Raw genomic sequence first — 22,993 nt, forward strand, 5'->3', positions numbered from 1 at the left:
TGTCGGCGCGATGGCCAAGCAAACCGGAGCATTGAATGCCCGATCTGTGAGTTATCGCGAATGTAACGGTGCACTGACGCCACGTCAGCCCTTGCCGATCTGGCGGGCGAAATATCGAAAAATTACGCGATGCACGAAAGATTGAAGCTGATCCGGGAATAGTTGATCAACATCCCTGAATATAATGCAAAGAGCGAATTGACTTACTTGGTCCATGGTCGCATTGATATGCTCGCGACACGAATCGCAGAAGCTCTACCTGCACAAAATTCGCGCGATGCCCTACCTGTAAAAAAGGGCGTAGACCGACGTAACTCTTGTTGGGGCCTGAAGACCATGGATATTGTCGAAACACCTTCCAGAAACAATGATGCGCTGATCGAGCTGACCGCCGATGTGGTGGCCGCCTATGTCAGCAACAATCCCGTGCCGGTCGGCGAACTGCCGAACCTTATATCGGATGTGCATGCCGCTCTCGGGCGTGTGGGTGGAACCGCCGAACAGCCTCCTGCCGACAAGCAGAAGCCGGCCGTAAACCCGAAGCGCTCGGTTCACGACGACTACATCGTCTGTCTTGAAGACGGTAAGAAGTTCAAGTCGCTGAAGCGTCACCTGATGACCCATTATGATCTGACGCCGGACCAGTACCGCGAAAAGTGGAACCTTGACCCGAGCTACCCGATGGTTGCCCCGAATTACGCGGCGGCCCGCTCGCAGCTCGCCAAGAAGATGGGCCTTGGCCGCAAGCGCAAGGCGCGGTAACCCGCTCCTCGCAGACTGACATCAACGGCGCCTTCGGGCGCCGTTTGACTTTGCGGGACGGCCGCATGGTACAGGATCAAGCTTGTCAGGCTGTCCGTTCGAGTGCCATCTCGGCATCGCGCTTGATGCGCTTGACCATAGAGCGAAGACCATTGGCGCGCTGGGGCGACAGGTGCTCGTCCAGCCCAAGCGCCTTCAGCGTCGCTTCCGCATCGGTTTTCTGGATTTCGCTGGCGGACCTTCCGGAAAACAGCGCCAGCATGATCGCGACCAGCCCGCGCACGATATGGGCGTCCGAATCGCCCGTGAAGGTGATGACTGGATCACTGCCCGGTCCCCGCTCGGTGGTCAGCCAGACCTGACTGACGCAACCTGGCACCTTGTTGGCGGCATTGCGCTCCTCGTCGGGAAATGGAGGCAGCGCTTCGCCGAGCTCGATCACGTAACGATAGCGGTCCTCCCACTCGTCAAGGAAGGAAAAGTCGTCTCGGATCGTCTGGATCGTGGTCGTCATCACCCGGATATAGTCACGCGGCGGCGTCGCGTCACGGAAAAAACAGGGACACCGCGGGCGTCGAGAGGGCAGACGGTCCGCGATGCGCCGTCGAGGCGGCTTAATTCCTTACTGGCAGGTTGACGGTCTCCGGCAGGACGATTTCGTCCGCCACGCTGCCGGTCGTCGTCGAGGTATCGGGACCGGCGGGCTTGTCGTCCAGCATGGCGGCGGCGATCTTGGCGGTCTCCTTGGCGCGTGCCGTGATGGTGTGCATGGCCGACTTGCCGGTTTCGCAGACATCGGGCTTGCGCTCGCAGATGCCGGCGATGTCGCCCACCGCGTCACGTGCCGCAAACAAGGCCTGGATCGGCCCGACGCTTTCCTGCCCCGGCTCGTCGGAACCGACGCTCAGCGGCAGCGCCAGCAGCACCAATGAAAACCAGAAAGCCATTCTTATCAGAAAGAACATGCCTTGCCTCTTGTCGTGACCGGATCATGCGTCACATGGCATGACCTCTTTTATGGGCAGGATCTTGGCATACGGCCACAAAGGACGGCTTGCAGGTTAGACGAAAATTTTCCTCAAATTTTAGGCAAATTCGAAACGAGGCGTTTTGCCGTGGATTTGTTTCACATCGGGTCGATTTTCGTAACCCTCCGATAACCATTTATCTGATTGTTTCCATTGCGGTTTTGTTGAATTCAGGCAGTTCTCTTCCCGCCGATGGTCCGCTGCCGCCAGGCGTTCCCGGATAACTCTCCATTTACTATGGCGGCATTTGCCCGGGTTTTCGACCGTCGCCACCCCGATATTTGCCGCGGGCCGAGCCTTGGTCGCTCCTGCCTTATCCATTCCTTAAACGCTGGATGCGAGTTTCAGAGCCAACCAAGATAATCTGCAAAAGCAGAGCTGTTCACGACGAGTGCGAGTGCGTTGAGTTGATGCCGATCAAGGCCAGATACGCTGAATTGCCCGGCGCGATTGCCGCCGGTTGCGACCGTATGGTCCATCCCTCCCTTCTCGGACAAAGCGACCGCGAGCGCCAGCGCCGGTTCATTGGCGTCATGCTGACCGCGCCGTTCTTCGCCGCCGGTGCCGCGGTCACGCTGGTTACATCAGGCATGGGCGCCGCCGTGACCATCGCCGCCATCTTCGCGGCCTTCGGTCTGTGCTGGTTCGTCGCCTTGCTGGTGGCGGCGACCGGAAGGATGGTCGCGGCAGCACGGATCGCGCTGGTGATGGCGTCTGTTGCACTTGGCGGTCTCATCGCCGCCGCCGGCGGTTTGAGCTCACCTGTCGCCATGCTTGCCGTGGCGCTGCCATTCGAGGCCTGGTGGATCGGCGCCACGCGGCGTGCGGCACTTTTTGGGGCTGTGGCGGCCATCGCAGCCATTGCCCTTCAGCCTCTGGCCGCGGCCTTCTTGCCATTCGCGGGCGCGCAGATCGCCGCCTGGCATTGGCTGGTCCCGCTGGCCTGGGCGCTGACGCTTGTCCCGCGCATGTCGGCTTTTCCTGATAGCGTCGGTGCGGCCGATGCGGTGGATAGCGGCGATCGGCTGGAAGACATTATCGATGCGGTGGTCCTGAGCGTCGCCCGCCACGGCGAGGTCCTGGATGCGTCCGCCAAGGCGCGCACCCTTTTGAAACTGCCGCCTGAACTGCTTTCGGGAACCGGCTTCTTCGACCGCGTCCATCTGTCGGATCGGGTCTCCTATCTCAGCGCCCTGGCCGACATGCGTGATGGCGCCCTGTCGCGCCGCGTCGAACTGCGCGTCAGGCTGCCCCAGAACGGCAACGGCCAAAATGACAACCGCCTGACGGCCGACAACTATCGGCCGTTCTTGCTCGAGCTGGTGCGCGGCGAGGAACAGAGCGACGTCTTCACGCTTGTCCTGCGCGAGAACGACGAGACCGCCCGGCTGCGCGAAGACCTCGCGAAAGCCAATGAGGCGGCGGCCGCCGCCGAGGTGGCCAAGGGGCGGTTCCTGGCGGTGGTCAGCCACGAACTGCGCACGCCGCTGAATGCCATCATCGGCTTCTCCGACATGCTGCTGCATGAGATGTTCGGCGCCTTCAAGGATCCGCGCCAGAAGGAATATGTCGGCCTTGTGCGGGATTCGGGCCAGCATCTGCTGGCCGTCGTGACCTCCATTCTCGACGTATCGAGGATCGAATCGGGGGCCTACGCGACGGAGCCGGAGCCCTTCCGGTTCATAGAGGCCGTCGAAATGTGCCAGTCCATGATGCGGCTGCAGGCGCAAGCCAAGAACATCGACCTGCAGACGCAGATCGCACCCGACGCGGGCGACATCAATGCCGATCGCCGCGCCGTGCAGCAGATCCTTATCAACCTTGTCTCCAATGCGATCAAGTTCACGCCCGATGGCGGCGATGTCGTCGTCGGCGCCAAGCGGATCGGCTCGCGTCTGCATTTCTGGGTCAGGGACACCGGCATCGGCATTGCGGAGGAGGATTTCGCCAGTCTCGGCAAGCCCTTCATGCAGATCCAGAACGACTATACGCGCCGGTTCGAGGGGACCGGCCTTGGCCTGTCGCTGGTGAAGGGGCTGGTGGCGCTGCACGAAGGCACGATGTCGATCGAAAGCATGCCGGGCGAGGGCACCACGGTGACCATCAGCCTGCCGGTCAATGGGCCGAAGGGGCGCCCGGTGAACCAGGCAGGGGTGCTGACAATGCCGGTGACGAGGGCGAAAGGGGACCGAAATGGCTCGCTCCGCAAAACAGGCTAAAGCGGTCAAACGCCGCAGCAACGCCTTTCAGGACGGCGCCATTGCTATTGGCGGGATGATTTCGCGCAATCCTGTCCTGGTGGGCGGATCGACGGCATTCCTGGTGACGCTGTTTTATGTCTCGGCGAACGCGCTGTGGTATCAGCCTTTCCCGCATGCCGGGGCATTCTTCGCCACCCGCAACTTCCAGGGTTTTCCGCATACCGCCGACGAGCCGGAGACCACGATCAATATCGTTCGGCCAAATTCGGCGCCCGCACCGATGAAGGGCGATCCGGTGGTCGAGCAGGTGCAAGGCATATTGAAGGACCTCGACTTTTATCCCGGCACGGTCGACGGGATTTCCGGCCCCAATACGCGCAAGGCCATACAGGCCTATCAGCAGAAGGTCGGTCTCAACGCTTCCGGCGAGATCGACGCGTTGCTGCTGGATCAACTGGGCGCAACGCCGAACACCGCTGCCGTGCCCAAACCGCAGCCGCGTCCCGACATGCCACCGGCCGCCGTTCCGGTATCGTTGCAGACGGGCGGCGAACAGACCAACGCCGCATTGCAGGGGCCTGATCCCCGCATCGTCAAGATCCAGGCGGGTCTGAAAGCCTTCGGCAATGACGACATGCAGCTCGACGGCAAGGTCGGCGCCCGCACCAAGGCGGCGATCAAGGAGTTCCAGTCGCTGTTCGGGCTGCCGCAGACCGGCGAGCCCGACGAGATGGTCTACGTCAAGATGCGCGAGATCGGCCTCACCAATTGAGCTCCGACCAACAAGGCCCGAAACGACCGCTCGCCCAGCGAGGGAAATATCGATAGATAGCTCCGCACGTTTTGCGGAGTTTTCATGCGCGTCACATCGGATCTGTGGGTCTCGGCCCTGTTACGCCGGGTTTTCGGCGCCGGCGGATTTGCCGCTGTGGTCAATCGTGGCGCGACCGAGGCCGGCGCTGTTTTCGTGCTGGCGCGGGGTCGGCTGGGTGAAATGGCCCTTTACGGGCCGGCGCCGCAGACAAGTTATGATTCGGCCAAGCCGGACGACCGCTTCTTCAGCCTTCTTGCCGCGGGTGATGACCCAGCCGTGCTCGATGCCCGTCTTGAAAGGGAAAAGAAATTCGATCCCGACATCTGGGTGCTCGAGATCGAGGCGGGGACTGTTCCTGTCGAGGAGCTTATTTCCGTGAAGACGCCCTGAGGCCGGGAGCCTCGGCTTCGTCGCTGTTCGAGGCCTTGCGGCGGTCGCTGTTTGCCGGCGCGCCTTCGCGCACCATCTTGGACACCGCTTCGGCTTTCCATGCCCGCACCCTGTCCAGGGCCACGTCGCGATGCAGCAGACGGTAGCGGTCGAGATAGGTGCGGATGGCCTGCGGATGCGGGAACAGGCTGGGATAGACGGCGACCGTGATCAGAAATGCCCGGTCTTCGCTCAGATCGAGCGAGCGCAGCGCCTCAAGCAGCGGGGCATAGTTCTGGTTGGCGGTCAGCGATCGCGCGGTCGAGAAATCCATATCGAGGGCATCGGCGAGCGCGGTCTGGAAGAACGCGGCGTTTCCCGTCAGCGCGGTTTCGCGCAGTTTGACATAGCTATCCGAGCCGGGAAACGCATCGACCTTCGCCGCCAATGCTTCGTCGCCGGTGCGCATCATGGAGCGCAGCCTGCGCCGCGCATTCTCGGCTGCGGTGCCGGGGGACTGTTTCGCGTGGTGTTCGGCCGCTTCCGCATTTACGGTTGCGACGGTTGGTGGCGTGGCGATTTGCTCCTCCGGATCCCGCACCCGCACCAATGTCGGCCTTTCGAGCGCCCTGATCAGATCGGCGATGGTCGGGTTCAGGTCCCTGCGGCGCGCGATGGCCCGGGCATGCGGCAGCCCATGCCGGCCGATCAGCGCGATCAGGTCGATATCGCTGACGGCACGCGAGCGGATGAGCAACGGCGCGGCGATGTCGACCGGCTCCTCGCACAGGCGACGCACCAGCGCGGCCGGCGCATATTCGCATTCGGAGAGGGCGGCTGCCACATAGCGTCGCGATTCGACCGACACCTCGTCGAACAAAGGCAGCGTCAAATCCTCGAGCTGGCCGATCTCGCGGCGCGACGGACGGGTAAGCGAGCAGAACGCCGACACCGCGGCGCGGAACAGCCTCTCGGCCTTTCCCGATTCCGTTCGTATCGCGATTTGCCTGAAGTCCGAAGATGACACGAAGGATACGCCTGATAACAGATACACAGTCTTGATCATGCTCAACCGGGACCGCGTCGGTTTAGCGATTGCCTCGGTCAGAACTTTCTGGCCTGGGAACAAAGATCAAGTTAGCGGCGATCCGTTAGCGCTCCGTTAACCCTCTGCCGGCCTTAATGATATTTGGAGGCGTTGCGTTGTGCTCCGGGGAAACCGAGAGGAATGCGCGAACCATGGGCATGGTACTGTCTTTCGTGCCGCGTGCGGCACCAACCAATCGAGCCAAGCAAACCACCGAAATACCGGCGGCGGTGATCATCTTTCCCGGCATCCGTTATGAACGGTCCAATGCCGGGGAAGCGCGGCCAGCCGGGCCCGACAAGCCGGGGGCGCCAAGGACGCCGGTGCCGCATCACTGAGCTTTGCGAAAGCCGCGGCCTTGCCTGTCACGCTGGCCACGATCGTGGCCTAGAAATCCTGCAGCTCGCAGGAACTCTGATCGAGAAAGCGTGACACGATCGGCATCCAGCTGGCGTCCGGCACGAAGCTGCGGATGACGAAGATGCCTTCGTCTATGGGCGCTTCGACGAAGATCGCACCCTGCAGATTTTCGGGCAGGTCCCTGCGCACGTCGATCATCTGCGCCGGCGTCAGCACGACGGCATCCAGCTTGCCGCCCGTCGCCGTATGGTCGTTGAAGGAATAGACATTGTGGCCATTGCGGTCATAGACCGACACCGACCAAAAGGGCACGTTTCCCGGCGCCTTGATCCGGACCATGCCTTCCTCGAGGTCGAAACGGCAGGCCGCGGCATAAAACAGCGGATCGACCGATTTCACCACCGGCGCGCCGCCCGCCTCCGCATCGAGCCGGTTCATCCTGTAGAGGTCCGAGGCCATCGACAGTCGCGACCAGGCGTCGCGTTCGGAAAACTCGGGCACCAGAAGCAGCACGACGATGTGCACGATGCCGGCGCCGACGAGGCCGAGCAGGACGGCATGGAAAAGACGGCGTAGTGCGGCCCGGAAATTACGCATCGCAGCCGGCCTTCACGATCCTGGGCAGCGAAACGTCCGACAAGCCGGTGCTGCTGGCGATCGGTGTGTCGTAGAAGGTCAGGACGAAATACATCCTTCCGGAACCGTTGGTCAAAAGCCAGTTGCCGGGCATCGGGTGATGGCCGACCGAAATGATCACCGAATTGTCGGGCTTGCGCAGCACCTCATAGGACTGAAGCGCGGCAAGTCTCGGTTTGCCGGTCTCGACGACGCCGAGCGATTGATCGGCGGCATAGAGTGTCCAGAACCGGGCGGTCGGAAATCCGCCCTCGATCTTGTAGGCGCATTCCCGCTTGAGCTGGTTGCCGGCGGCATCATCCTCCGCGACGAAGGACAGGCCCTCGGCGCGGCCGAGCGCAAGCACGCCCTCGCGCGCCACGCGCGCCTTGGAGTAGGGATCGGCGGCCGGGGTGCCGATGTCGGGGAAGGCGGTCCATTGGCCGATCCTGATCGCGCCGACGCCGTCCTGGACCTTCAGCGCATACCAGACGCTGGCGCCCCCGCCGCCAATGGCTATGGCAAGCGAAAGCAGCATCAGGAAGGCGTTCTTGAGCATGAAAAGCCGGGTGCATGAAGGATTGCCGTTCGGGGATATCGCGACGCGGGGCCTCGTGGCAAGCGGGCGTGATGGATTTGCCAGTTCGCCGCGCCGGCGCTCGAGCCGATGTCACAGCGCCGAAAGTGTTTCGGGCGCGGGGGGTGCGTCGAGTTTGGGTGCCGCCTGGAACAGCTGCGTCATGTCCCTCAGCGTCTGCGTGGTCCTGCTGGACAGCACTGGCGGCCTCTCGGCGTCGGCGTCGGCCGCAGCCTGGTCCTCGCTCTTCTTCTGCGCTTCTGCCGCCTTGGCCGCGGTCTCCTCGTCGACGAATGGTTTGTCGATGCCGGGTATCGGCTTCAGGTCGATGTTCTGGTGCGCGTAGACCATCAGGCGCTGCCACACCATTGCCGGCAGCGAGCCGCCGGTCATGTTCTTGGTCGGGGTGAAATCGTCGTTGCCCAGCCACACCGCCGCCGTGTAATTGCCGGTGAAGCCGACAAACCAGGCGTCGCGATAGGATTGCGTGGTGCCGGTCTTGCCGGCGACGACGATGTTGGGAATTTGCGCGCGCCGCGCCGTGCCCATCACCGGCACGGCCGCCAGCATGGTATTCATGGATTTCAGCGCCTGCTCCGAGAGCACCCGGTGCGGCGGTGGCGCGTCCTTGGTCCAGTCATACACCACTTCGCCGGTGCGGGTGACGAGCTGGGTGATGCCGTGCCGGGAACCGACGAAGCCGTTCTGGGCGAACACGCTGTAGCCTGTCGCCTGGTCCATCACGGTCATGCCCGAGGTGCCGAGCACCATCGTCTTGTGCCCCTCGAGAGGGGACTCTACCCCCATGGCCTCGGCCATCGCCTTGATCGGAGCGATGCCGAGATGGTCCTTGGCCAGCCGCACCGGCACCGTGTTGATCGACTTGGCCATCGCCATCAGCAGCGTGATGTTGCCCGCCGACTCGCCGCTGTAATTGTGCGGCGACCAGTTGCCCCAGCTGATCGGGCCACCTGAGATGACGGAGTTGGGCGTGAAGCCATGCTCCATCGCCGTGGCGTAGACATAGGGCTTGAACGACGAGCCGGTCTGGCGCAGCGCCTTGGTGGCCCGGTTGAACTGGCTGGCGCCGTAGTCGCGGCCACCCACTATGGCGCGGACCGCGCCATTGGTCTCGATGACCACCACGGCGCCCTCGGTGACGTTATACTCCTTGCCGAACTGGCGTAGGTGGAACTCGACCGACTCTTCCGCCGCCTTCTGGATGTTGGCATCGAAGGTGGTGTGCGCCACCAGCGAGTGCTGGCCGGGCTTGGCGATCTTCTTGACCTCGTCAAAGGCCCAGTCGAGGAAATAGTCGGGGCTCTTCTGTTCGCCGCGGTCGACGACGTCGGCCGGATGCAGTCTTGCCTGCAGCACCTGGCCCTCGGTCATGAAGCCGGAATCGACGAGGTTGGACAGAACCACATTGGCGCGGGCGCGCGCTGCCGGCAGGTTGATGTGCGGCGCGTATTTGGTCGGCGCCTTGAACAGGCCGGCCAGCATCGCCGCCTCGGCGAGGTTCAGGTCCTTGACGCTCTTGCCGAAATAGAAGTCCGCCGCCGCCTCGATGCCGAATGTGCCGCCGCCCATATAGGCGCGGTCGAGGTAGAGCTGCAGGATTTCCTTCTTCGACAGATTGGCCTCGAGCCACAGCGACAGGAAGGCTTCCTTGATCTTGCGCTCGAACGTGCGCTCATTGGTCAGGAACAGGTTCTTGGCCAATTGCTGGGTAATGCTGGAACCGCCCTGGACGACAGAGTTCGCCCGCACGTTCTCGAAGATCGCGCGCGACAGGCCGAGCACGTCGATGCCGTAATGGTCGAAGAATCGACGATCCTCGGTGGCAAGCACCGCCTTGATGACATGATCGGGCATCTCGTCGACCGGTACGGAATCGCGCTGGATGATGCCGCGCTGGCCGATCTCGTTGCCGTAACGGTCGAGAAAGGTGACGGCGAAGTCGCCCTGGGCGCGCCAGTCGCCGGCCGTATCCTGGAAAGCCGGAATGGCCAGCGCCAGCATCACCACCATGCCGCCGGCGCCAAGCGTGAAGCCCTCGCTCAAAAGTTCGATGATGCCGCGGCGCCAGCCCTTCAGCCGGAAGCGCCGCGAGAAGATCGTCGCTGCTTCCCAGAACTGGCGCGCCTTGAAGCCGATCTCATAGAGCGAGGAATCGAGCCATGCGTCCAGCGCCAGAAGGCGGGAGGCGATCGGACCTCTTCTCTTGCGCGGTTCAGGACGGACCATTCAAAAACCCGGCTCGGCTGTGACGCGACCTGAAAACCGCAAGCGGGCAATTTCAGGGCGGCGCCCTGTCCTGACTATTCGTCCATTTTGCGCACGCTCACAAGGGCGGCGAGGACACAGCTGCAAGGTTTATCGATGGAAAGGGCAGGGCAGCTGCCAAGCGGAGCGCCCGCCCGCCAGATTCTCGATCCGGCGGGCGGGCGTGGTTCTGCCGTTGCCGGGCTGTCAGGCCGCTTCGCGCTTCAGCGCCTGTGCCATGCAATGGATGCCGCCGCCGGTCTTGGAGATTTCGCTCATGTCGACGGCCGCGACCTCGAAGCCACGCGCCTTGAGCTGGGCGATCAACGTCTTGCTGGAGGTCGGCGCGATCACCCGGTCCTTGCCGAGTGACATGAAGTTGCAGCCGAGCGCCATCGTGTCCTGGAAGGGAACGTCGATGATCTCGTGGCCCTTGCCCTTCAGCCAGTCGACAATGCCGGGCTCGGTGCAGGCCAGGCACACCGCGGTGAGCTTCTCGGCGATCGGCACCACCATCAGGTCGATATGGACGTAGTATTCGTCGATGAAGGCGATGCGCGTCTCCCAGCCTTCCTTCTGGAACCAGGCCTGCACCTGGCGCGCGCCTTCTTCTTGCGTGCGGGCGCCGCCGCAGCCGATCAGCACCACGCCGTCCTCGATGACGTTGAAGTCGCCGCCCTCGAAGGTGCCGGCGGTGACCATGTCGTAGATCGGGATGCCGAGCTTTTCATAGGTGCGGATGGCGGCGTAGTTCTCGCCGCGCCGCCACCAATTGGCCATGGCGGTGATGATCGCGCCATAGGGCGTCATGACGCTGGAATCGCGGGAATAGACCTGCATCGGCAGCTCCGGCGTCGGCTCGTGCCAGTGGACGTTGACGCCGAAATGCTCATAGGCGGCAACCAGATCCTTGTGCTGGGCCTGCGCGATCTGGACGTTGCAGGGCGCTTCGCGCAGATGCTTTCTGGACAGCGAACTGGTCGATAGATGACGCAGGAAATTGGGCGAGCCGAGCAGCACGTCGGTCAGCACATCGGTTTCGTTGGCGAAGCCCCAGACGGTCAGCGGCTTGGTGCCGCCGGCGGGATTGCGGCGCTGCAGCGAAAACGGTTCGGCGACGATGCGGTCATGAACGGTCATGGGGTTCTCCTCGTGCTTGTTCTCAAGTGGATCGGGTCATGCATTGCTTGGGATCCACCAGTCGCGACCGCGCGCCGTGGTGACATATTCCGGCCAGCGGAAATTGATCGGCGGTTCGTAGTCGCAGAGCGGCGCGATCCAGTTCGCGCCACCAACACCGCCGCCGGTGCGGGTGGTAAATTCGTTCATCGCCTTGTCGCGGGCGGCTTTGTCCTCGAGCAGGCGGAGCGCCGCCAGCGCGATTGTCTTGGCGGCGCAGGTGACCATTGGATCAATGGTCGCGGAGATGCCGCCCAGCGCATTCATCACCCATGCAGGATAGGGGTGGCCATCTGCCGAACGCAGGGCCGGTCGGGCGACGTAGAACCGCGCTGTCGGCGCGTGCCAGCTCATGTCCGTGTAATCGTCGGAGGTCGAATTGACCTGCGATGGCGGCAGGTCGCGGCGCAGGATTGCCTCGGCTTGCCTGGGGTCGACCAAGCGCTCCAGCTCATCGATGAACGGATTCTCGGTCGCGGTGCCGCCGGCATTGACCTGGATCTCGCGCGCGATCGCCTTGGCGGCCTCATCCCAGCGTGGCGGACCGACCGTCGACAACGCATCATAGGCGATCTCGGCCATGGCGTGATTAGCCAGCCCGGGGCGCGACTTCGACACCCAATGCCGCTCGTAGCGGCAGCCGCTGATCGCGGCCGCAGCCTGCGCATTGCGGTCGAGCACGGCGGTGACCTGTTCGGCCATGCCGATGGTCGGCACGCGGATCATGTACTGGATCTCGGCCAGCCCCGCCGGCAGATTGTCGGCGGTGGCCTGGCCCGCGGTCAGGATCGCCTCGCTGATCGACCAGCCGCCCTGGTGCGGCAGCATGGAATCGCGCAGTGCCTTGGAGGCCATGTACATCGTCATCAACGCGTCGTTGGCGCCGGGGGCGCGGACCGCCGAATGCGCCTGCGGAATCGGTGCGCCGTCGCTCGCGGCGCGTGCCCAGTTCTGAGGCTCGTCGCAGATGAAACGGTAGATCATGGCGTAGGCCGCGCCGCAATGCGTGTCCCAGCGGGCCGTGTTGCAGAGCGGCAGCATGTAGAAGGGATGGAAGGATATCATGCCGGCAAGGCCATCATAGTAGCCCCTGGCTGCGTGGATCGGCTTCGACCCTCGCACTTTCTCGGCCGGCTCGCCGGTGAAGCGCAGCGTGCCTGGAATGCCGTGTCGCTGCATGGCGGCCTTGGTGGCAAGCAGGCCACCGAGGCTTGCCATGCCGAGCCCTGAATGCGGGTCGGTGTGCCCGCCGGCCTCGACGCCAAGGCCGGGCCGGGGCTGCTTGACCGTCATCGCATCCTGGCAGTTGCCGGGCACGGCGTCATATTCGGCATACATGCCGATCGTCGGTCCGGCGCCGTTCGTCCAATGGGCGCAGAACGCGGTCGGCATGCCGCCCGAGCCTTCCTCGACGGAAAAGCCTTCATGCTTCAGCCGCGCCACATACCAGGCGGCCGACTGGTATTCGCGCCAGGCGGTTTCGCCGAAATCGAAGATCGTGCGCGTCCAGGCCGACAGCAGCGGCTGGATGCTGTCGATGCAAGCGAGCGCGGTTTCTTGTGCTGACGTCATCACGGATTTCTCCATGGGCCCAAGAAAGCAGTGAAGCGGCTTATCAAAAAGTGATATGTTTTCCCGGCTCGTGCAAATTCGGTTCACCTGAGGTCCCTTTGCGAATACCTTCGACGCAGGCGCTACGCGCCTTGGACAGCTTCGCCCGTCACGGCAGCATGTGGCGCGCCGCCGACGAACTCTGTTTGACCCGCAGCGCCGTCTCGCATCAGCTTCGGCTGCTGGAACGCGACCTCGGCTTCGATCTGCTGCAGCGCATCGGCAAGGGCGTGGCGTTGACGCCGCGCGGCCAGCGCTACGCCGCCGACGTGCGCAAGGCGCTGACAGTGCTCGGCGACGCGGGCACGCAAAACAGCGGCGCAGGCGTCGGCGGCTCCTTCGCCATCTCCTGCCCGCCGGGCTTCGCCTCGATGTTCCTGTGCTCCCATATCGGCGAGTTCCAGCAGATGTATCCCGATGTTGCGCTCTCGGTGCTGACGCCGCGGCGGCTCGACGACGTCAGCAATGCGGAAGCGGACGCCTTCATCGCCTTCGGCGTCGGCAACTGGCCGAACCGATCGGTGGAGCTGCTGTGCGAAGTCTTCTTCACGCCGCTCTGCAGCCCGACGCTGCTCAACAAGGTCGGCGGCTTTTCCAAACCCGCCGACGTGCTGCGCGCCAACCTGCTCCATCTCGGCGACACCGAGGACTGGGCGCGCTGGTTGGCGTTGTCCAAGGTGGAAAACCCCGACACCGAAGGCGGCATCTTCTTTTCCGATATGAACCTCGTGTTCTCGGCGGCGGTCGCCGGCCAGGGCATTGCCATGGGTGACGAACTGACCGGCCGCCGGGCACTGAGCGAAGGCCGGCTGGTCAAGCCGTTCGAGGCGTCGGTCCCCTCGCCGCGGTCCTACTATCTTGTCTTCGAGCACGCCAAGGCCGGCCATCCGGTGCTCAATGCCTTCAGCGACTGGCTCAGGGCGAAGCTGTCGGAAAACAGACTGGCGAAATATTGACGCGGGGCGTTGAAACCGCCGACCGCCACCTGCCCATCTACCAGACGTGAATCAAATTTGCCGATCAGGCGAAAACTATTCGGTTGCGGTGAGCCGCGCGCCTGCCTACGATTTCATCCGGGATTGAGGAAGAGGCAGGATGCAGCAACCCGGCCGGGCGGCGGAAATCAAGGCGAACGGGATCGGCAAGAGCTTCGGCTCGTTCCGGGCGCTGGACAATTTGACGCTCGATATCGGTCGCGGCGAGTTCCTGACGTTGCTCGGCCCCTCCGGCTCGGGCAAGACCACCTTTCTGATGATCCTGGCCGGCTTCGTGCAGCCGACCGAGGGCAGGCTTTTCAGCGACGGCACCGACATCACCGATCGTCCGGCCGAACAGCGCGCCGCCGGCATGGTGTTCCAGGGCTACGCGCTGTTCCCGCACATGAGCGTGGAGCAGAACATCGCTTTCCCTCTCAAGGTTCGCAAGAAATCAGCCGCCGAGATCAAGAAGCGCGTCGGGGAGATGATCGAGCGCGTCGGTCTGGTCGGTCACGAGAAGAAATTGCCCGCGCAGCTCTCCGGCGGCCAGCAGCAGCGCGTGGCGCTTGCCCGCGCACTGGTGTTCGAGCCGGGCGTGCTCCTGCTCGACGAGCCGTTTTCCGCCCTGGACAAGAGCTTGCGCGGCCAGATGCAGGCCGAGATGAAGCGCCTGCATCAGGAAACCGGCACCACGTTCGTTTTCGTCACCCACGACCAGAGCGAGGCGCTGGCGCTGTCGTCGCGCGTCGCCATCTTCAACCACGGTAAATTGCTGCAGGTCGGCGCGCCGGACGAGGTCTATGACCGGCCGGCCAACCGCTTCGTCGCCGAATTCCTGGGCGAGATCAATATGTTGCCGCTGAAAGGCGTGCGCAGAGCCGACAATGGCGCCACCGGCCTGTGCGAGGACCGCGCCGTCAGCCTGCGCGGCAACCCCGGTTCCGTCGGTGGGAACGCCATACTGGCGATCCGGCCTGAATACATGTCCATCGCCGGCGAGGCTTCGGCCGGTGAGAACGGCGTCGCCGCGACAGCAACCAACTCGACCTATCTCGGCGCCGCGACGCGGCTCGATCTGACGACAAGGCAAGGCGCCAAGGTCACGGTGTCGGTACCCAATGAAGTCGCCGCCGCCGCGCTCAGCAAAGGCAATTCCGTGTGGCTGACCTGGCCGGCGGAAAAGGGTTTCCTCCTTCCGGACGGAGGGCAATGACGATCGGTGTGGCGAGACATTCGCACACCACTTTCCGGTACTATCAACGACAATAAGGGGAACTGACATGACCAACGACACCAAGAAACAAGCCATCGCGAGCCTGTCCGCCAGGGCAGGTCGCGGTGAGATCTCGCGCCGACAGTTCACGCAGCTTGCAGCACTCGTTCTGGCCGGCACGCCGATGCTCTTGCGCTCGACCGGTGCCTTCGCCGCCGCGAAGGAACTAGTGCTGGTGAACTGGGGCGGCGACGCCATCACCGCCTATGACGCCGCCTATGGCCAGGCCTTTACCAAGGAAACCGGCATCGTCGTCAAGATGGACGGCTCGGGCCCGACCGAGGGCGCTATCGCGGCGCAGTTCAAGAGCGGCGCGCCGACCTGGGATCTCGTCGATGTCGATCCGTTCTCGGCCATCACGCTCGGCGGCCAGGGCATGCTCGAGCCGATCGACTACACCGTCGTCGACAAGAAGAAGATGCGGCCGGGTTTCGGCTGGGACTATGCCGCCTCGACCTACTTCTTCTCCTACATCATCGCCTATGATTCCGAGAAATACGGCAAGGACGCGCCGACCGGCATGGCCGATTTCTTCGACGTGAAGAAGTTCCCCGGCAAGCGCTCGCTCTACAAATGGGGTGTTTCGAGCTGGGAGGCTGCCCTTCTCGCCGACGGCATCGCGCCGGCCTCGCTCTATCCGCTCGACCTCAAGCGCGCGCATGACAAGATCGCCGCTTTCAAGGAAAACGTCGTCGCCTATTGGGGCGGTGGCGCCGAGAGCCAGAGCGTGCTGCTCAACGGCGAGGCCTCGATGGCTATCGTTTGGTCGACACGCGCCTCGCTGATCGAGCAGGACTCCGGCGGCAAGATCAAGTTCATCTGGGACCAGGGCTTGATCTCGCCCGGCGCGCTTGCCGTCCTCAAGGGCAATCCGGGCGGCAAGGATGCGGCCATGAAGTTCATCGCCAGCGCCCAGGATCCGCAAAAGCAGCTGATCATGTTCGACAAGCTGGGCCAGGGTCCGGCTAATCCGGCCACCGACGCGCTGATCCCCGCCGACAAGAAGCGCATCAACCCTGTCGACCCGGAAAACATGAAGAAGCAGATTCCGCTCGACATGGACTGGTACGCCAAGAATTACGGGGCGGCCCTCGACGAATACACCAAGATCATCTCCGCCTGATCCAGGGCAAGGATGCGGTCCTATCTTTCCGACAGGACGAGCGCGGCGCTGTTGATGGCGCCGCTGCTCCTGTTCCTTGTGCTGGCCTATGCCTGGCCTTTCCTCGGCGTCGTCAAATGGAGCTTCACGCTGCCGACGCCGGGGCTTGGGCAATATGACGCGCTGCTCACCGACGATCTGGTGCAATCGGTGTTCGTCAGGACGCTGCGCATCGCGGCAATCGTCACGGTCGCCTCGGTGGCCGCCGCCTATGCCATCACCCTTATCTGGGTGCGCGGCACGCCGGCGCAGCGCCTTATCGCCGAGTTCTGCATTCTCGTTCCCTTCTGGATTTCCGTGCTGACCCGCGCCTTCGGCTGGGTGGCGCTGCTCTCCAATCGCGGGCTGATCAACACCTGGCTGCAGGCGATCGGCTTCATCTCCGAACCGCTGACCCTGGTGCGCAATGAATTCGGCGTCATCGTCGGCATGACGCATTTCCTCATCCCCTTCGCCGTCTTTCCACTGGCATCGGCCATGCGCAGCCTCGACGACCGCGTCCTTCTGGCGGCGCGCGGTCTCGGCTCCAGCCGCATGCGCACCTTCTGGTCGGTCTTCGTGCCGATGACCCGCTCCGGAATCATCGGCTCGGCCCTCATCGTTTTCGTCTTTTCGCTGGGCTTCTTCGTCACGCCGGCGATCCTCGGCGGCGGCCGCAGCGTCATGGTGGCCGAACTCATCTATCTCAGGATTTTCCAGAGCCCGGATTGGGGGCTGGGCGCTGCGATCAGTGTCGTGCTGGTGCTGTTCGTCGGCGCGCTGATGGCGCTGCTGTTCCGCTATATCAGGCCGAAACAATTGGTGTAGCCGAGATGCCGACCTATCGTCCCGGACCCGTCTCGCTCGTCATCGCCGCCTTCGTGGCGCTGTTTCTGCTGATGCCGCTGCTGGCTGTCATCCCGGTGTCGCTGACGCCAAGCCGCATGCTGGCGATGCCGACGGGTGAACTGTCGCTGCGTCACTACCGCTCGCTGATCGAGGATCCGCGCTGGATCGACTCGATCCTGCTCTCTATCCGGATCGGCGTGGTCAGCAGCGCTTTCTCCACCGTGTTGGCGCTATGCTTCAGTCTCGGCGTCTGGATGTTCCAGCCGCGCTTCACGGCAGCGCTCGTCGGCTTCGTGCTGCTGCCCATGGTGGTGCCGCCAGTGGTCTCGGCGATCACGCTCTACTTCCTGTTGACCTCGATCTCCGGTTTCAGCTCGTTCTTCGGCTATGATACCTGGCTTGGCGTCGCCATGGCGCACTCGGTGATGACGGTGCCTTTCGCCACCGTGCTGATGCTGGTGTCGCTCAGTCAACTGGACAGGCGCATCGACTTAGCCGCTCGGGGCCTCGGTGCCACCGTGTGGGAGCGCGCCACCCGCGTCATCATGCCCAACATCAAGTTCGGCATCATCACCGCGGCGTTGCTGTCCTTCGTGCTCTCCTGGGAAGAGATCGGCGTCACCTTGTTCATCACTTCGGTCAACGCCATAACGCTGCCCAGGCTGATGTGGATGGGCCTGCGCGACAATATCGACCCGGCGATCGCTGCATTGTCCGTGATCCTGATCATCATCACCGTGCTGGTGCTTGCGGTGCGCAGCTTCATCGTCAGGCTACGCACGCGCTGACGGGTGTGCCGGCGAAGTCGTATTTTCGAGATCATCGGCATTCATGATCACGGTGACGAATCGCCATCGCCTTCGCGTGGCGAACCGCTATATCTGGCAAGGCATGCAGACATGGACAGGCTTCGGAAAAGCATTGTCGATGGCGCAACGATTTGAGGAAAAGGACGATGACCGCGCCCGGCGATTTGCAGCAGGCCCTGTTTCTGAGACTGAAAAGCGATGCATCGCTGTCGGCGTTGCTGGGCGGTGCCGGTCTGCTCGAACGGGCGGCCGACAACGCCGCTTTCCCGTATGTGACCTGTGGCCAGACCAGTGCCTTCGACTGGGATACGGGCGTCGAAAACAACGACGATCAGTTGATCACGCTGCATGTCTGGTCGAAAGCTCATGGCGATGCCGAAACGCTTGCCATCATGGACGCCATCAAGGCACGCCTTGCCGACGCGGTGCTGGTGATAGGCCCTCGCGGCCAGACACGGCTGTCGCTTGAGTTCACCGAAGCCCGCTATGACGAGGAGCTCCTTGTGCATCACGGGCTGCTGCGGTTTCGGGCGCTGACGCAGGAAAATGCCTGAGGCGCTTTCAATATGACTGAAACGGAGTCTAGACTGGCGTTTCCGTGATTTTGTCGGGTTGGGGCGTCCAAATCGCGATCGGTCGTCGCGCGTTTCAGGGGTGTAGCGGACATGGTTTTTGTATCGATCACCGTTCATTTCACGTTCAGCACCGAAGCGTTACAACGCCGGTCATGAAAACGCTCCGCTCCCATTTCCGAACCGCGACCCTGGCGCTTTGTGCCGCCGGGATGTTTGCGTCGCAGGCGATGGCGGTGCCGGCCATCGCGCCCGACCAGGCCACCCCGATCGTCCTGGCAGCGTCGGATTGCTACGCGATCGGCCTGCAGGTGGCCTCGCAGAATGGCGGAACGCTGGCCAAGGCCTCGCAGTCGACACGTGGTGGCCAACCGGTCTGCGTCATCGTCGTGCTGGTGCCTGGCAAGGACGGACAGCGACCGCGCCGTTCCGAGATTGTCGTTCCGCAGAACTGACCCCGCCGTTTCCCAGGCCGCGGGAATCGGCCTATATCTGAGCCGAATACTTCAACAGGTATCGATCTCCGCATGCGCGTACTGGTCGTCGAGGATGACAAGGATCTCAACCGGCAGATAGCGGACGCGCTGGTCGACGCCGGCTATGTCGTCGACCGTGCCTTCGACGGCGAGGAAGGTCATTTCCTCGGCGATACCGAACCTTACGACGCCGTCGTACTCGATATCGGCCTGCCGCAGATGGACGGCATCAGCGTCGTCGAGCGCTGGCGTCGCGGCGGCCGCAAGATGCCGGTGCTGATCCTGACCGCGCGCGACCGTTGGAGCGACAAGGTCTCCGGCATCGACGCCGGCGCCGACGACTATGTCACCAAGCCGTTCCATATCGAGGAGGTGCTGGCGAGGGTCAGGGCCTTGATCCGCCGCGCCGCGGGCCACGCCTCGTCCGAACTGACATGCGGGCCGCTGCGCCTCGACACCAAGGCCTCGAAGGCCGATGTCGACGGGGTGCCGCTGAAGCTGACCTCGCATGAATTCCGCCTGCTTGCCTATCTGATGCACCATATGGGCGAAGTCGTATCGCGGACCGAACTGGTCGAACATCTCTATGATCAGGATTTCGACCGCGATTCCAACACCATCGAAGTCTTTGTCGGGCGGTTGCGCAAGAAGATGGGCATCGACATGATCGAAACCGTACGCGGTATGGGCTACCGCATGCGTGAGCCGGAGGCGTAACTCGGAACCGCTCAAACCAACCGCAAGGACGCCGCTTTCGCTGCGTTTGTGGCCGCGTTCGCTGACGTTCCGCGTGATCGCCTTTTCCACCGTGTGGGCGATCCTGACCCTTGTCGTCATCTTCACCCTGATCACCACGCTCCATCGCCAGGCCAGCGAACGCGGTTTTGACAGCCTGCTTTCGGCGCATCTGTTCAACCTGATCGGCTCCGTCGGTGTTTCCGACACCGGCGCTCTCACCGGCGCTCCCGACCTCGGCGACCTCAGGTTCTCGGAGCCGAATTCGGGCTGGTACTGGTCGGTCGAGCCCGCTTCGGAAGGCGTGCATGGCGACCTTCATTCGTCCTCGATGACCACATCGATCCCGTCGCCGAGCGTTGCTGAAGTGCCGTTCAACGCCAGCTTCCAGCGCAGCTATGCGGCCGAAGGCATCGACGGCGAGCAACTGGTGGTGTTCGAGAGCGAGTTCGTCCTCGATGCGAAGAACCGCGCCGCGCGCTTCCGCGTCATGGGCAACAAGACCGAACTGGAGCAGGAGATAAGCACCTTCCAGCGCCGCTTGCTGACCTATCTCAGCCTGTTCGGCATCGGCATGATCGCCATCAACGCAATCGCCATCCTGCTCGGCCTGCAACCGCTACGCAGAGTCCGCAACGCCCTTGCCATGGTGCGCGAGGGCACCGCGCAGAGGCTTGACGGCCGCTTCCCGGCCGAGATCGAACCATTAGCCAACGAAACCAATGCCTTGATCGAAAACAACAAACGCATTGTCGAGCGTTCGCGAACCCAGGTCGGCAATCTCGCCCACTCGCTGAAGACGCCGCTCGCGGTGCTGCTCAACGAAGGCCGCGCGCTTGGCGGCGCCAAGGGACAATTGATCACCGAGCAGGCCGCTTCCATGCAGATGCAGGTCGACCATTACCTGCAGCGCGCCCGCGTCGCGGCGCAACGCGACAGCGTCGTCTATCGCACGCCGGTGGCGCCGCTGGTGCAGCGCATAGTGCGGGTTCTGCAGAAGCTCAACCCGCGGACCAGCCTGTCGCTGTCGCTGCCGGCCACCGAGATCGTCTTTGCCGGCGAGCGCGAGGACCTCGAGGAACTGCTCGGCAATCTTCTCGAAAATGCGATGAAATGGGCGAAGAATGCCGTCGCGGTCTCGGTCGTGCCCTTGGTCAGCAAGGATGAGAGCCTGTTCGAGATCAGCATCGAGGATGACGGGCCGGGCATCCCCGAGGACAAGGCGCGCGAAGCCCTGAAGCGGGGACGCCGCCTCGATGAGACAAAGCCCGGGACAGGTCTGGGCCTCGCCATTGTCGCCGACCTTGTGAACGAGTATGGCGGCGTCCTGGCGCTGGAACGGTCCGGCATGGGCGGATTGAAGGCGGCGGTGCGATTGCGGAGCCTTCAGTGATGCTTTCCATGGCCAATCGACACCGATGGGCGGCGCATGGTATGGCGGCGTATCGATTGATCCCGGAGTGGCCGGCAGTGGCCAAATTTCCGACAAATATCAACGCTATGGCCACGCCCACTTCTCCGATGACGCGGCCCCCGGCGCATCCATGGCAGGCTCCAACTCAAGAGAACCGGTTGTTGGCATGAAGATTCGCGTCGCGCTTGTTTCCGCACTGCTGGCCGTATCCGGCTGCACCACCTTGAGCAGCAAGGGTCCTACTGTCGCGCCGACGCCAGCCTCGACGCCTCCGTCGGCCGGCAAGGTCACCAAGTCGATCATTTCGGCGATGGGCGGCGGCCTCGTCGGCGGGTCGATCGGCAATAGCCTCAGCGACGCGGAGAAGCGCAGCGCGCTGGAGGCAGAATACAAGGCGCTCGAATACACGACGAGCGGTCAGAAGGTGACGTGGAAGGGTGATCAGGCTTCGCATTATGGGGAGGTGGTTCCAGCCCAACCCTATCGGGTCGGCTCGCAGGACTGCCGCCAGTACACGCAGACCGTCTTCACCGGCGGAGCGGGCGTCACGGCCCACGGAACAGCATGCCGCAATGCCGACGGCAGCTGGACACCGCTGACCTGATATCCCGACCGGCCCCGGTGGGAAGCCGGCCGGTTGATGTCGATCAAGGACATTCGGCGCGCTTGCCGTCAAAGCGTCGCAGGATGTCTGTGTTGGCAGGGCACGGCTCTGCCGTTATTGGAAGAACCATGCTGTTCTGGGTCATAGCTGCAATACTGACGCTGGGTGCGAGCCTGGCGGTGCTGCTGCCGCTGGCCGGCGGGTCCAGGGGCGCGTCGTCGAGCGGCGACCACGATCTGGAAGTCTATCGCGATCAATTGTCCGAGCTTGACCGCGACGCCGCGCGTGGCTTGATCCAGCCGGCGGAAGCGGCCGAAGCGCGCGCCGAGATCGCGCGCCGCATCCTTCGCCTCGACAGTGCGGATCGAGCCGGCAAGACATCAGACAGGCAGACGTCCGTCACGGCAAGGCTGATCGCGACCATGGCCGTGCTGGCGGTGCCGCTGGTCAGCTGGGGTCTTTACAGCCAGATCGGTTCGCCCGACCTGCCATCGCAGCCGCTCGGCGAGCGGCTGACCAAGAATCCGGCCGACAGTTCGGTCGACGAATTGGTGGCACGGGCCGAAGCCCACCTTGCCGCCAATCCTTCCGATGGCAGGGGATGGGAGGTTCTGGCCCCGGTCTATCTGCGCATGCAGCGCTTTTCCGACGCGGTGGCCGCCTACCGCAACGCCATCCGCCTCGACGGCGACAGCGCCGTCCGCCAGGCCGGCCTTGGCGAGGCAGTCGCCGGTGCAGCCGGTGGCGTTGTTTCCGCCGATGCCCAGGATGCCTTCGAGGCGGCGCTGAAGCTCGATCCGGCCAATGCGAAGGCCCGCTTCTATCTCGCCATGGCTTTGGCGCAGGAGGGGCGCAACAAGGAGGCGATCACGGCTTGGCAGGCGATGCTGGGCACGTTGCCACCGGATTCGCCATGGCGCGGCGCGGTCGAACAGGCACTGGCCAAATCCGGCACGCCTGAAGTTGCTTCCAGCGCCGCCGCGAAAGGCCCTGATGCCGCGGAGATCGACGCCGCGTCCTCCATGTCGCCGCAGGATCGGGAAGCGATGATCAACACGATGGTCGCAAGCCTCGACGAGAAATTGCGTCAAAATCCGCGTGACGCGGAAGGATGGATGCGGCTCGCTCGTTCCTACGTTGTGCTGGGCAAGGCCGATCAGGCGCGCGATGCTCTGGGGCGCGCCATCGCCGTCTTTGGCGCCGGCAGTGACGAGGCCAAGAAATTCACCGCCTTTGCCGCGTCGCTCGGCCTGACGGCGACGGAGTAGAACGTGT

24 protein-coding genes are annotated in these 22,993 nt (G+C 63.5%); 16 read left to right on the forward strand and 8 right to left on the reverse strand.

Features of this window, described 5'->3' with window-relative positions:
• Window positions 1-336 precede the first annotated feature (336 nt).
• A complete protein-coding gene (locus FJ548_RS03160; RefSeq protein WP_010915014.1) occupies window positions 337-762 on the forward strand; it encodes a MucR family transcriptional regulator in 426 nt (141 codons plus the stop codon).
• An 85-nt stretch (window positions 763-847) separates the two neighbouring features.
• Here FJ548_RS03160 and FJ548_RS03165 read toward each other — a convergent pair whose 3' ends face one another.
• Both FJ548_RS03165 and FJ548_RS03170 read right to left on the reverse strand, forming a co-directional pair.
• On the reverse strand, window positions 848-1,276 hold the full coding sequence (locus FJ548_RS03165) for a SufE family protein (RefSeq protein ID WP_140611242.1): 429 nt from the start codon (window positions 1,274-1,276) through the stop codon (window positions 848-850).
• Window positions 1,277-1,376: 100 nt separating this feature from the next.
• Window positions 1,377-1,727, reverse strand: coding sequence for a DUF5330 domain-containing protein (locus FJ548_RS03170; RefSeq protein ID WP_140611240.1), 351 nt, complete (start codon window positions 1,725-1,727; stop codon window positions 1,377-1,379).
• A gap of 533 nt (window positions 1,728-2,260) precedes the next feature.
• Here FJ548_RS03170 and FJ548_RS03175 point away from each other — a divergent pair.
• From FJ548_RS03175 to FJ548_RS03185, 3 genes are all read left to right on the forward strand, one after another.
• Window positions 2,261-4,009, forward strand: a complete 1,749-nt coding sequence (locus tag FJ548_RS03175; protein ID WP_140776839.1) for a HAMP domain-containing sensor histidine kinase — start codon at window positions 2,261-2,263, stop codon at window positions 4,007-4,009.
• Complete coding sequence (locus tag FJ548_RS03180; protein WP_140776757.1) at window positions 3,984-4,763, forward strand: peptidoglycan-binding protein; 780 nt, start codon at window positions 3,984-3,986, stop codon at window positions 4,761-4,763. Before FJ548_RS03175 ends, FJ548_RS03180 begins: the two co-directional genes overlap by 26 nt.
• An 84-nt stretch (window positions 4,764-4,847) precedes the next feature.
• Window positions 4,848-5,195: a DUF1491 family protein gene (locus FJ548_RS03185; RefSeq protein WP_140776759.1), complete on the forward strand. Its 348-nt coding sequence runs from the start codon at window positions 4,848-4,850 to the stop codon at window positions 5,193-5,195.
• Here the strand turns inward: FJ548_RS03185 and FJ548_RS03190 are convergent.
• A complete protein-coding gene (locus tag FJ548_RS03190; protein WP_140776761.1) occupies window positions 5,173-6,201 on the reverse strand; it encodes a hypothetical protein in 1,029 nt (342 codons plus the stop codon). The two genes, FJ548_RS03185 and FJ548_RS03190, sit on opposite strands and share 23 nt — an antisense overlap.
• A 212-nt stretch (window positions 6,202-6,413) precedes the next feature.
• On the opposite strand from FJ548_RS03190, the gene FJ548_RS03195 reads away from it, so the two are divergent.
• Window positions 6,414-6,599, forward strand: a complete 186-nt coding sequence (locus FJ548_RS03195; protein ID WP_140776763.1) for a hypothetical protein — start codon at window positions 6,414-6,416, stop codon at window positions 6,597-6,599.
• 49 nt (window positions 6,600-6,648) lie between these two features.
• Here the strand turns inward: FJ548_RS03195 and FJ548_RS03200 are convergent, their stop codons facing one another.
• From FJ548_RS03200 to FJ548_RS03220, 5 genes are all read right to left on the reverse strand, one after another.
• Window positions 6,649-7,218, reverse strand: coding sequence for a DUF1254 domain-containing protein (locus FJ548_RS03200; RefSeq protein WP_140776765.1), 570 nt, complete (start codon window positions 7,216-7,218; stop codon window positions 6,649-6,651).
• Window positions 7,211-7,795 carry a DUF1214 domain-containing protein gene (locus FJ548_RS03205; protein ID WP_140611225.1) on the reverse strand — a complete coding sequence of 195 codons (585 nt, stop codon included), beginning with the start codon at window positions 7,793-7,795 and terminating at the stop codon, window positions 7,211-7,213. Before FJ548_RS03205 ends, FJ548_RS03200 begins: the two co-directional genes overlap by 8 nt.
• Before the next feature lie 111 nt (window positions 7,796-7,906).
• On the reverse strand, window positions 7,907-10,060 hold the full coding sequence (locus FJ548_RS03210) for a penicillin-binding protein 1A (protein ID WP_140776767.1): 2,154 nt from the start codon (window positions 10,058-10,060) through the stop codon (window positions 7,907-7,909).
• A 225-nt stretch (window positions 10,061-10,285) separates the two neighbouring features.
• Complete coding sequence (locus tag FJ548_RS03215; RefSeq protein WP_140776769.1) at window positions 10,286-11,218, reverse strand: dimethylarginine dimethylaminohydrolase family protein; 933 nt, start codon at window positions 11,216-11,218, stop codon at window positions 10,286-10,288.
• A gap of 36 nt (window positions 11,219-11,254) precedes the next feature.
• The gene (locus tag FJ548_RS03220; RefSeq protein WP_246678544.1) at window positions 11,255-12,829 is read right to left on the reverse strand and encodes an amidohydrolase; all 1,575 of its coding nucleotides are present in this window, start codon (window positions 12,827-12,829) and stop codon (window positions 11,255-11,257) included.
• Window positions 12,830-12,927: 98 nt separating this feature from the next.
• Between FJ548_RS03220 and FJ548_RS03225 the strand changes: the two genes are divergently transcribed.
• The 11 genes from FJ548_RS03225 (at window position 12,928) to ccmI (ending at window position 22,986) form a co-directional block, all read left to right on the forward strand.
• Complete coding sequence (locus FJ548_RS03225; RefSeq protein WP_140611217.1) at window positions 12,928-13,824, forward strand: LysR substrate-binding domain-containing protein; 897 nt, start codon at window positions 12,928-12,930, stop codon at window positions 13,822-13,824.
• Window positions 13,825-13,963: 139 nt separating this feature from the next.
• A complete protein-coding gene (locus FJ548_RS03230; protein WP_140693576.1) occupies window positions 13,964-15,058 on the forward strand; it encodes an ABC transporter ATP-binding protein in 1,095 nt (364 codons plus the stop codon).
• A 67-nt stretch (window positions 15,059-15,125) separates the two neighbouring features.
• The gene (locus FJ548_RS03235) at window positions 15,126-16,241 is read left to right on the forward strand and encodes an ABC transporter substrate-binding protein (RefSeq protein WP_140776773.1); all 1,116 of its coding nucleotides are present in this window, start codon (window positions 15,126-15,128) and stop codon (window positions 16,239-16,241) included.
• Between the two features lie 12 nt (window positions 16,242-16,253).
• The gene (locus tag FJ548_RS03240) at window positions 16,254-17,087 is read left to right on the forward strand and encodes an ABC transporter permease (RefSeq protein ID WP_140776775.1); all 834 of its coding nucleotides are present in this window, start codon (window positions 16,254-16,256) and stop codon (window positions 17,085-17,087) included.
• 5 nt (window positions 17,088-17,092) lie between these two features.
• Window positions 17,093-17,896 (forward strand): ABC transporter permease, encoded by an 804-nt coding sequence (locus FJ548_RS03245; protein ID WP_140611209.1) that lies wholly within the window; start codon window positions 17,093-17,095, stop codon window positions 17,894-17,896.
• Window positions 17,897-18,063: 167 nt separating this feature from the next.
• Window positions 18,064-18,471, forward strand: coding sequence for a DUF3168 domain-containing protein (locus tag FJ548_RS03250; protein WP_140693582.1), 408 nt, complete (start codon window positions 18,064-18,066; stop codon window positions 18,469-18,471).
• 173 nt (window positions 18,472-18,644) lie between these two features.
• The gene (locus tag FJ548_RS03255) at window positions 18,645-18,944 is read left to right on the forward strand and encodes a hypothetical protein (RefSeq protein ID WP_140693585.1); all 300 of its coding nucleotides are present in this window, start codon (window positions 18,645-18,647) and stop codon (window positions 18,942-18,944) included.
• A gap of 72 nt (window positions 18,945-19,016) precedes the next feature.
• Window positions 19,017-19,682 carry a response regulator transcription factor gene (locus FJ548_RS03260; RefSeq protein ID WP_056563567.1) on the forward strand — a complete coding sequence of 222 codons (666 nt, stop codon included), beginning with the start codon at window positions 19,017-19,019 and terminating at the stop codon, window positions 19,680-19,682.
• The gene (locus FJ548_RS03265; RefSeq protein ID WP_140776777.1) at window positions 19,666-21,093 is read left to right on the forward strand and encodes an ATP-binding protein; all 1,428 of its coding nucleotides are present in this window, start codon (window positions 19,666-19,668) and stop codon (window positions 21,091-21,093) included. The genes FJ548_RS03260 and FJ548_RS03265 overlap by 17 nt, the downstream gene beginning before the upstream one ends.
• A 187-nt stretch (window positions 21,094-21,280) precedes the next feature.
• The gene (locus FJ548_RS03270) at window positions 21,281-21,718 is read left to right on the forward strand and encodes a hypothetical protein (protein ID WP_140693591.1); all 438 of its coding nucleotides are present in this window, start codon (window positions 21,281-21,283) and stop codon (window positions 21,716-21,718) included.
• A gap of 128 nt (window positions 21,719-21,846) precedes the next feature.
• Window positions 21,847-22,986 carry a c-type cytochrome biogenesis protein CcmI gene (gene ccmI / locus FJ548_RS03275; protein ID WP_140693594.1) on the forward strand — a complete coding sequence of 380 codons (1,140 nt, stop codon included), beginning with the start codon at window positions 21,847-21,849 and terminating at the stop codon, window positions 22,984-22,986.
• The last annotated feature ends 7 nt before the right edge of the window (window positions 22,987-22,993 follow it).

The organism is Mesorhizobium sp. B2-4-17 (assembly GCF_006441275.1).
Lineage (GTDB): Bacteria > Pseudomonadota > Alphaproteobacteria > Rhizobiales > Rhizobiaceae > Mesorhizobium.

Excerpts from the sequence above, each read along its gene's own strand:
- FJ548_RS03260 (WP_056563567.1), top strand. The coding sequence starts at position 19,017 with ATGCGCGTACTGGTCGTCGAGGATGACAAGGATCTCAACCGGCAGATA.
- FJ548_RS03170 (WP_140611240.1), bottom strand. The coding sequence starts at position 1,727 with ATGTTCTTTCTGATAAGAATGGCTTTCTGGTTTTCATTGGTGCTGCTG.
- ccmI (WP_140693594.1), top strand. The coding sequence starts at position 21,847 with ATGCTGTTCTGGGTCATAGCTGCAATACTGACGCTGGGTGCGAGCCTG.
- FJ548_RS03235 (WP_140776773.1), top strand. The coding sequence starts at position 15,126 with ATGACCAACGACACCAAGAAACAAGCCATCGCGAGCCTGTCCGCCAGG.
- FJ548_RS03160 (WP_010915014.1), top strand. The coding sequence starts at position 337 with ATGGATATTGTCGAAACACCTTCCAGAAACAATGATGCGCTGATCGAG.
- FJ548_RS03230 (WP_140693576.1), top strand. The coding sequence starts at position 13,964 with ATGCAGCAACCCGGCCGGGCGGCGGAAATCAAGGCGAACGGGATCGGC.
- FJ548_RS03270 (WP_140693591.1), top strand. The coding sequence starts at position 21,281 with ATGAAGATTCGCGTCGCGCTTGTTTCCGCACTGCTGGCCGTATCCGGC.
- FJ548_RS03200 (WP_140776765.1), bottom strand. The coding sequence starts at position 7,218 with ATGCGTAATTTCCGGGCCGCACTACGCCGTCTTTTCCATGCCGTCCTG.
- FJ548_RS03245 (WP_140611209.1), top strand. The coding sequence starts at position 17,093 with ATGCCGACCTATCGTCCCGGACCCGTCTCGCTCGTCATCGCCGCCTTC.
- FJ548_RS03250 (WP_140693582.1), top strand. The coding sequence starts at position 18,064 with ATGACCGCGCCCGGCGATTTGCAGCAGGCCCTGTTTCTGAGACTGAAA.
- FJ548_RS03175 (WP_140776839.1), top strand. The coding sequence starts at position 2,261 with ATGGTCCATCCCTCCCTTCTCGGACAAAGCGACCGCGAGCGCCAGCGC.
- FJ548_RS03210 (WP_140776767.1), bottom strand. The coding sequence starts at position 10,060 with ATGGTCCGTCCTGAACCGCGCAAGAGAAGAGGTCCGATCGCCTCCCGC.
- FJ548_RS03185 (WP_140776759.1), top strand. The coding sequence starts at position 4,848 with ATGCGCGTCACATCGGATCTGTGGGTCTCGGCCCTGTTACGCCGGGTT.
- FJ548_RS03240 (WP_140776775.1), top strand. The coding sequence starts at position 16,254 with ATGCGGTCCTATCTTTCCGACAGGACGAGCGCGGCGCTGTTGATGGCG.
- FJ548_RS03215 (WP_140776769.1), bottom strand. The coding sequence starts at position 11,218 with ATGACCGTTCATGACCGCATCGTCGCCGAACCGTTTTCGCTGCAGCGC.
- FJ548_RS03180 (WP_140776757.1), top strand. The coding sequence starts at position 3,984 with ATGGCTCGCTCCGCAAAACAGGCTAAAGCGGTCAAACGCCGCAGCAAC.
- FJ548_RS03255 (WP_140693585.1), top strand. The coding sequence starts at position 18,645 with ATGAAAACGCTCCGCTCCCATTTCCGAACCGCGACCCTGGCGCTTTGT.
- FJ548_RS03165 (WP_140611242.1), bottom strand. The coding sequence starts at position 1,276 with ATGACGACCACGATCCAGACGATCCGAGACGACTTTTCCTTCCTTGAC.
- FJ548_RS03205 (WP_140611225.1), bottom strand. The coding sequence starts at position 7,795 with ATGCTCAAGAACGCCTTCCTGATGCTGCTTTCGCTTGCCATAGCCATT.
- FJ548_RS03195 (WP_140776763.1), top strand. The coding sequence starts at position 6,414 with ATGGGCATGGTACTGTCTTTCGTGCCGCGTGCGGCACCAACCAATCGA.
- FJ548_RS03220 (WP_246678544.1), bottom strand. The coding sequence starts at position 12,829 with ATGACGTCAGCACAAGAAACCGCGCTCGCTTGCATCGACAGCATCCAG.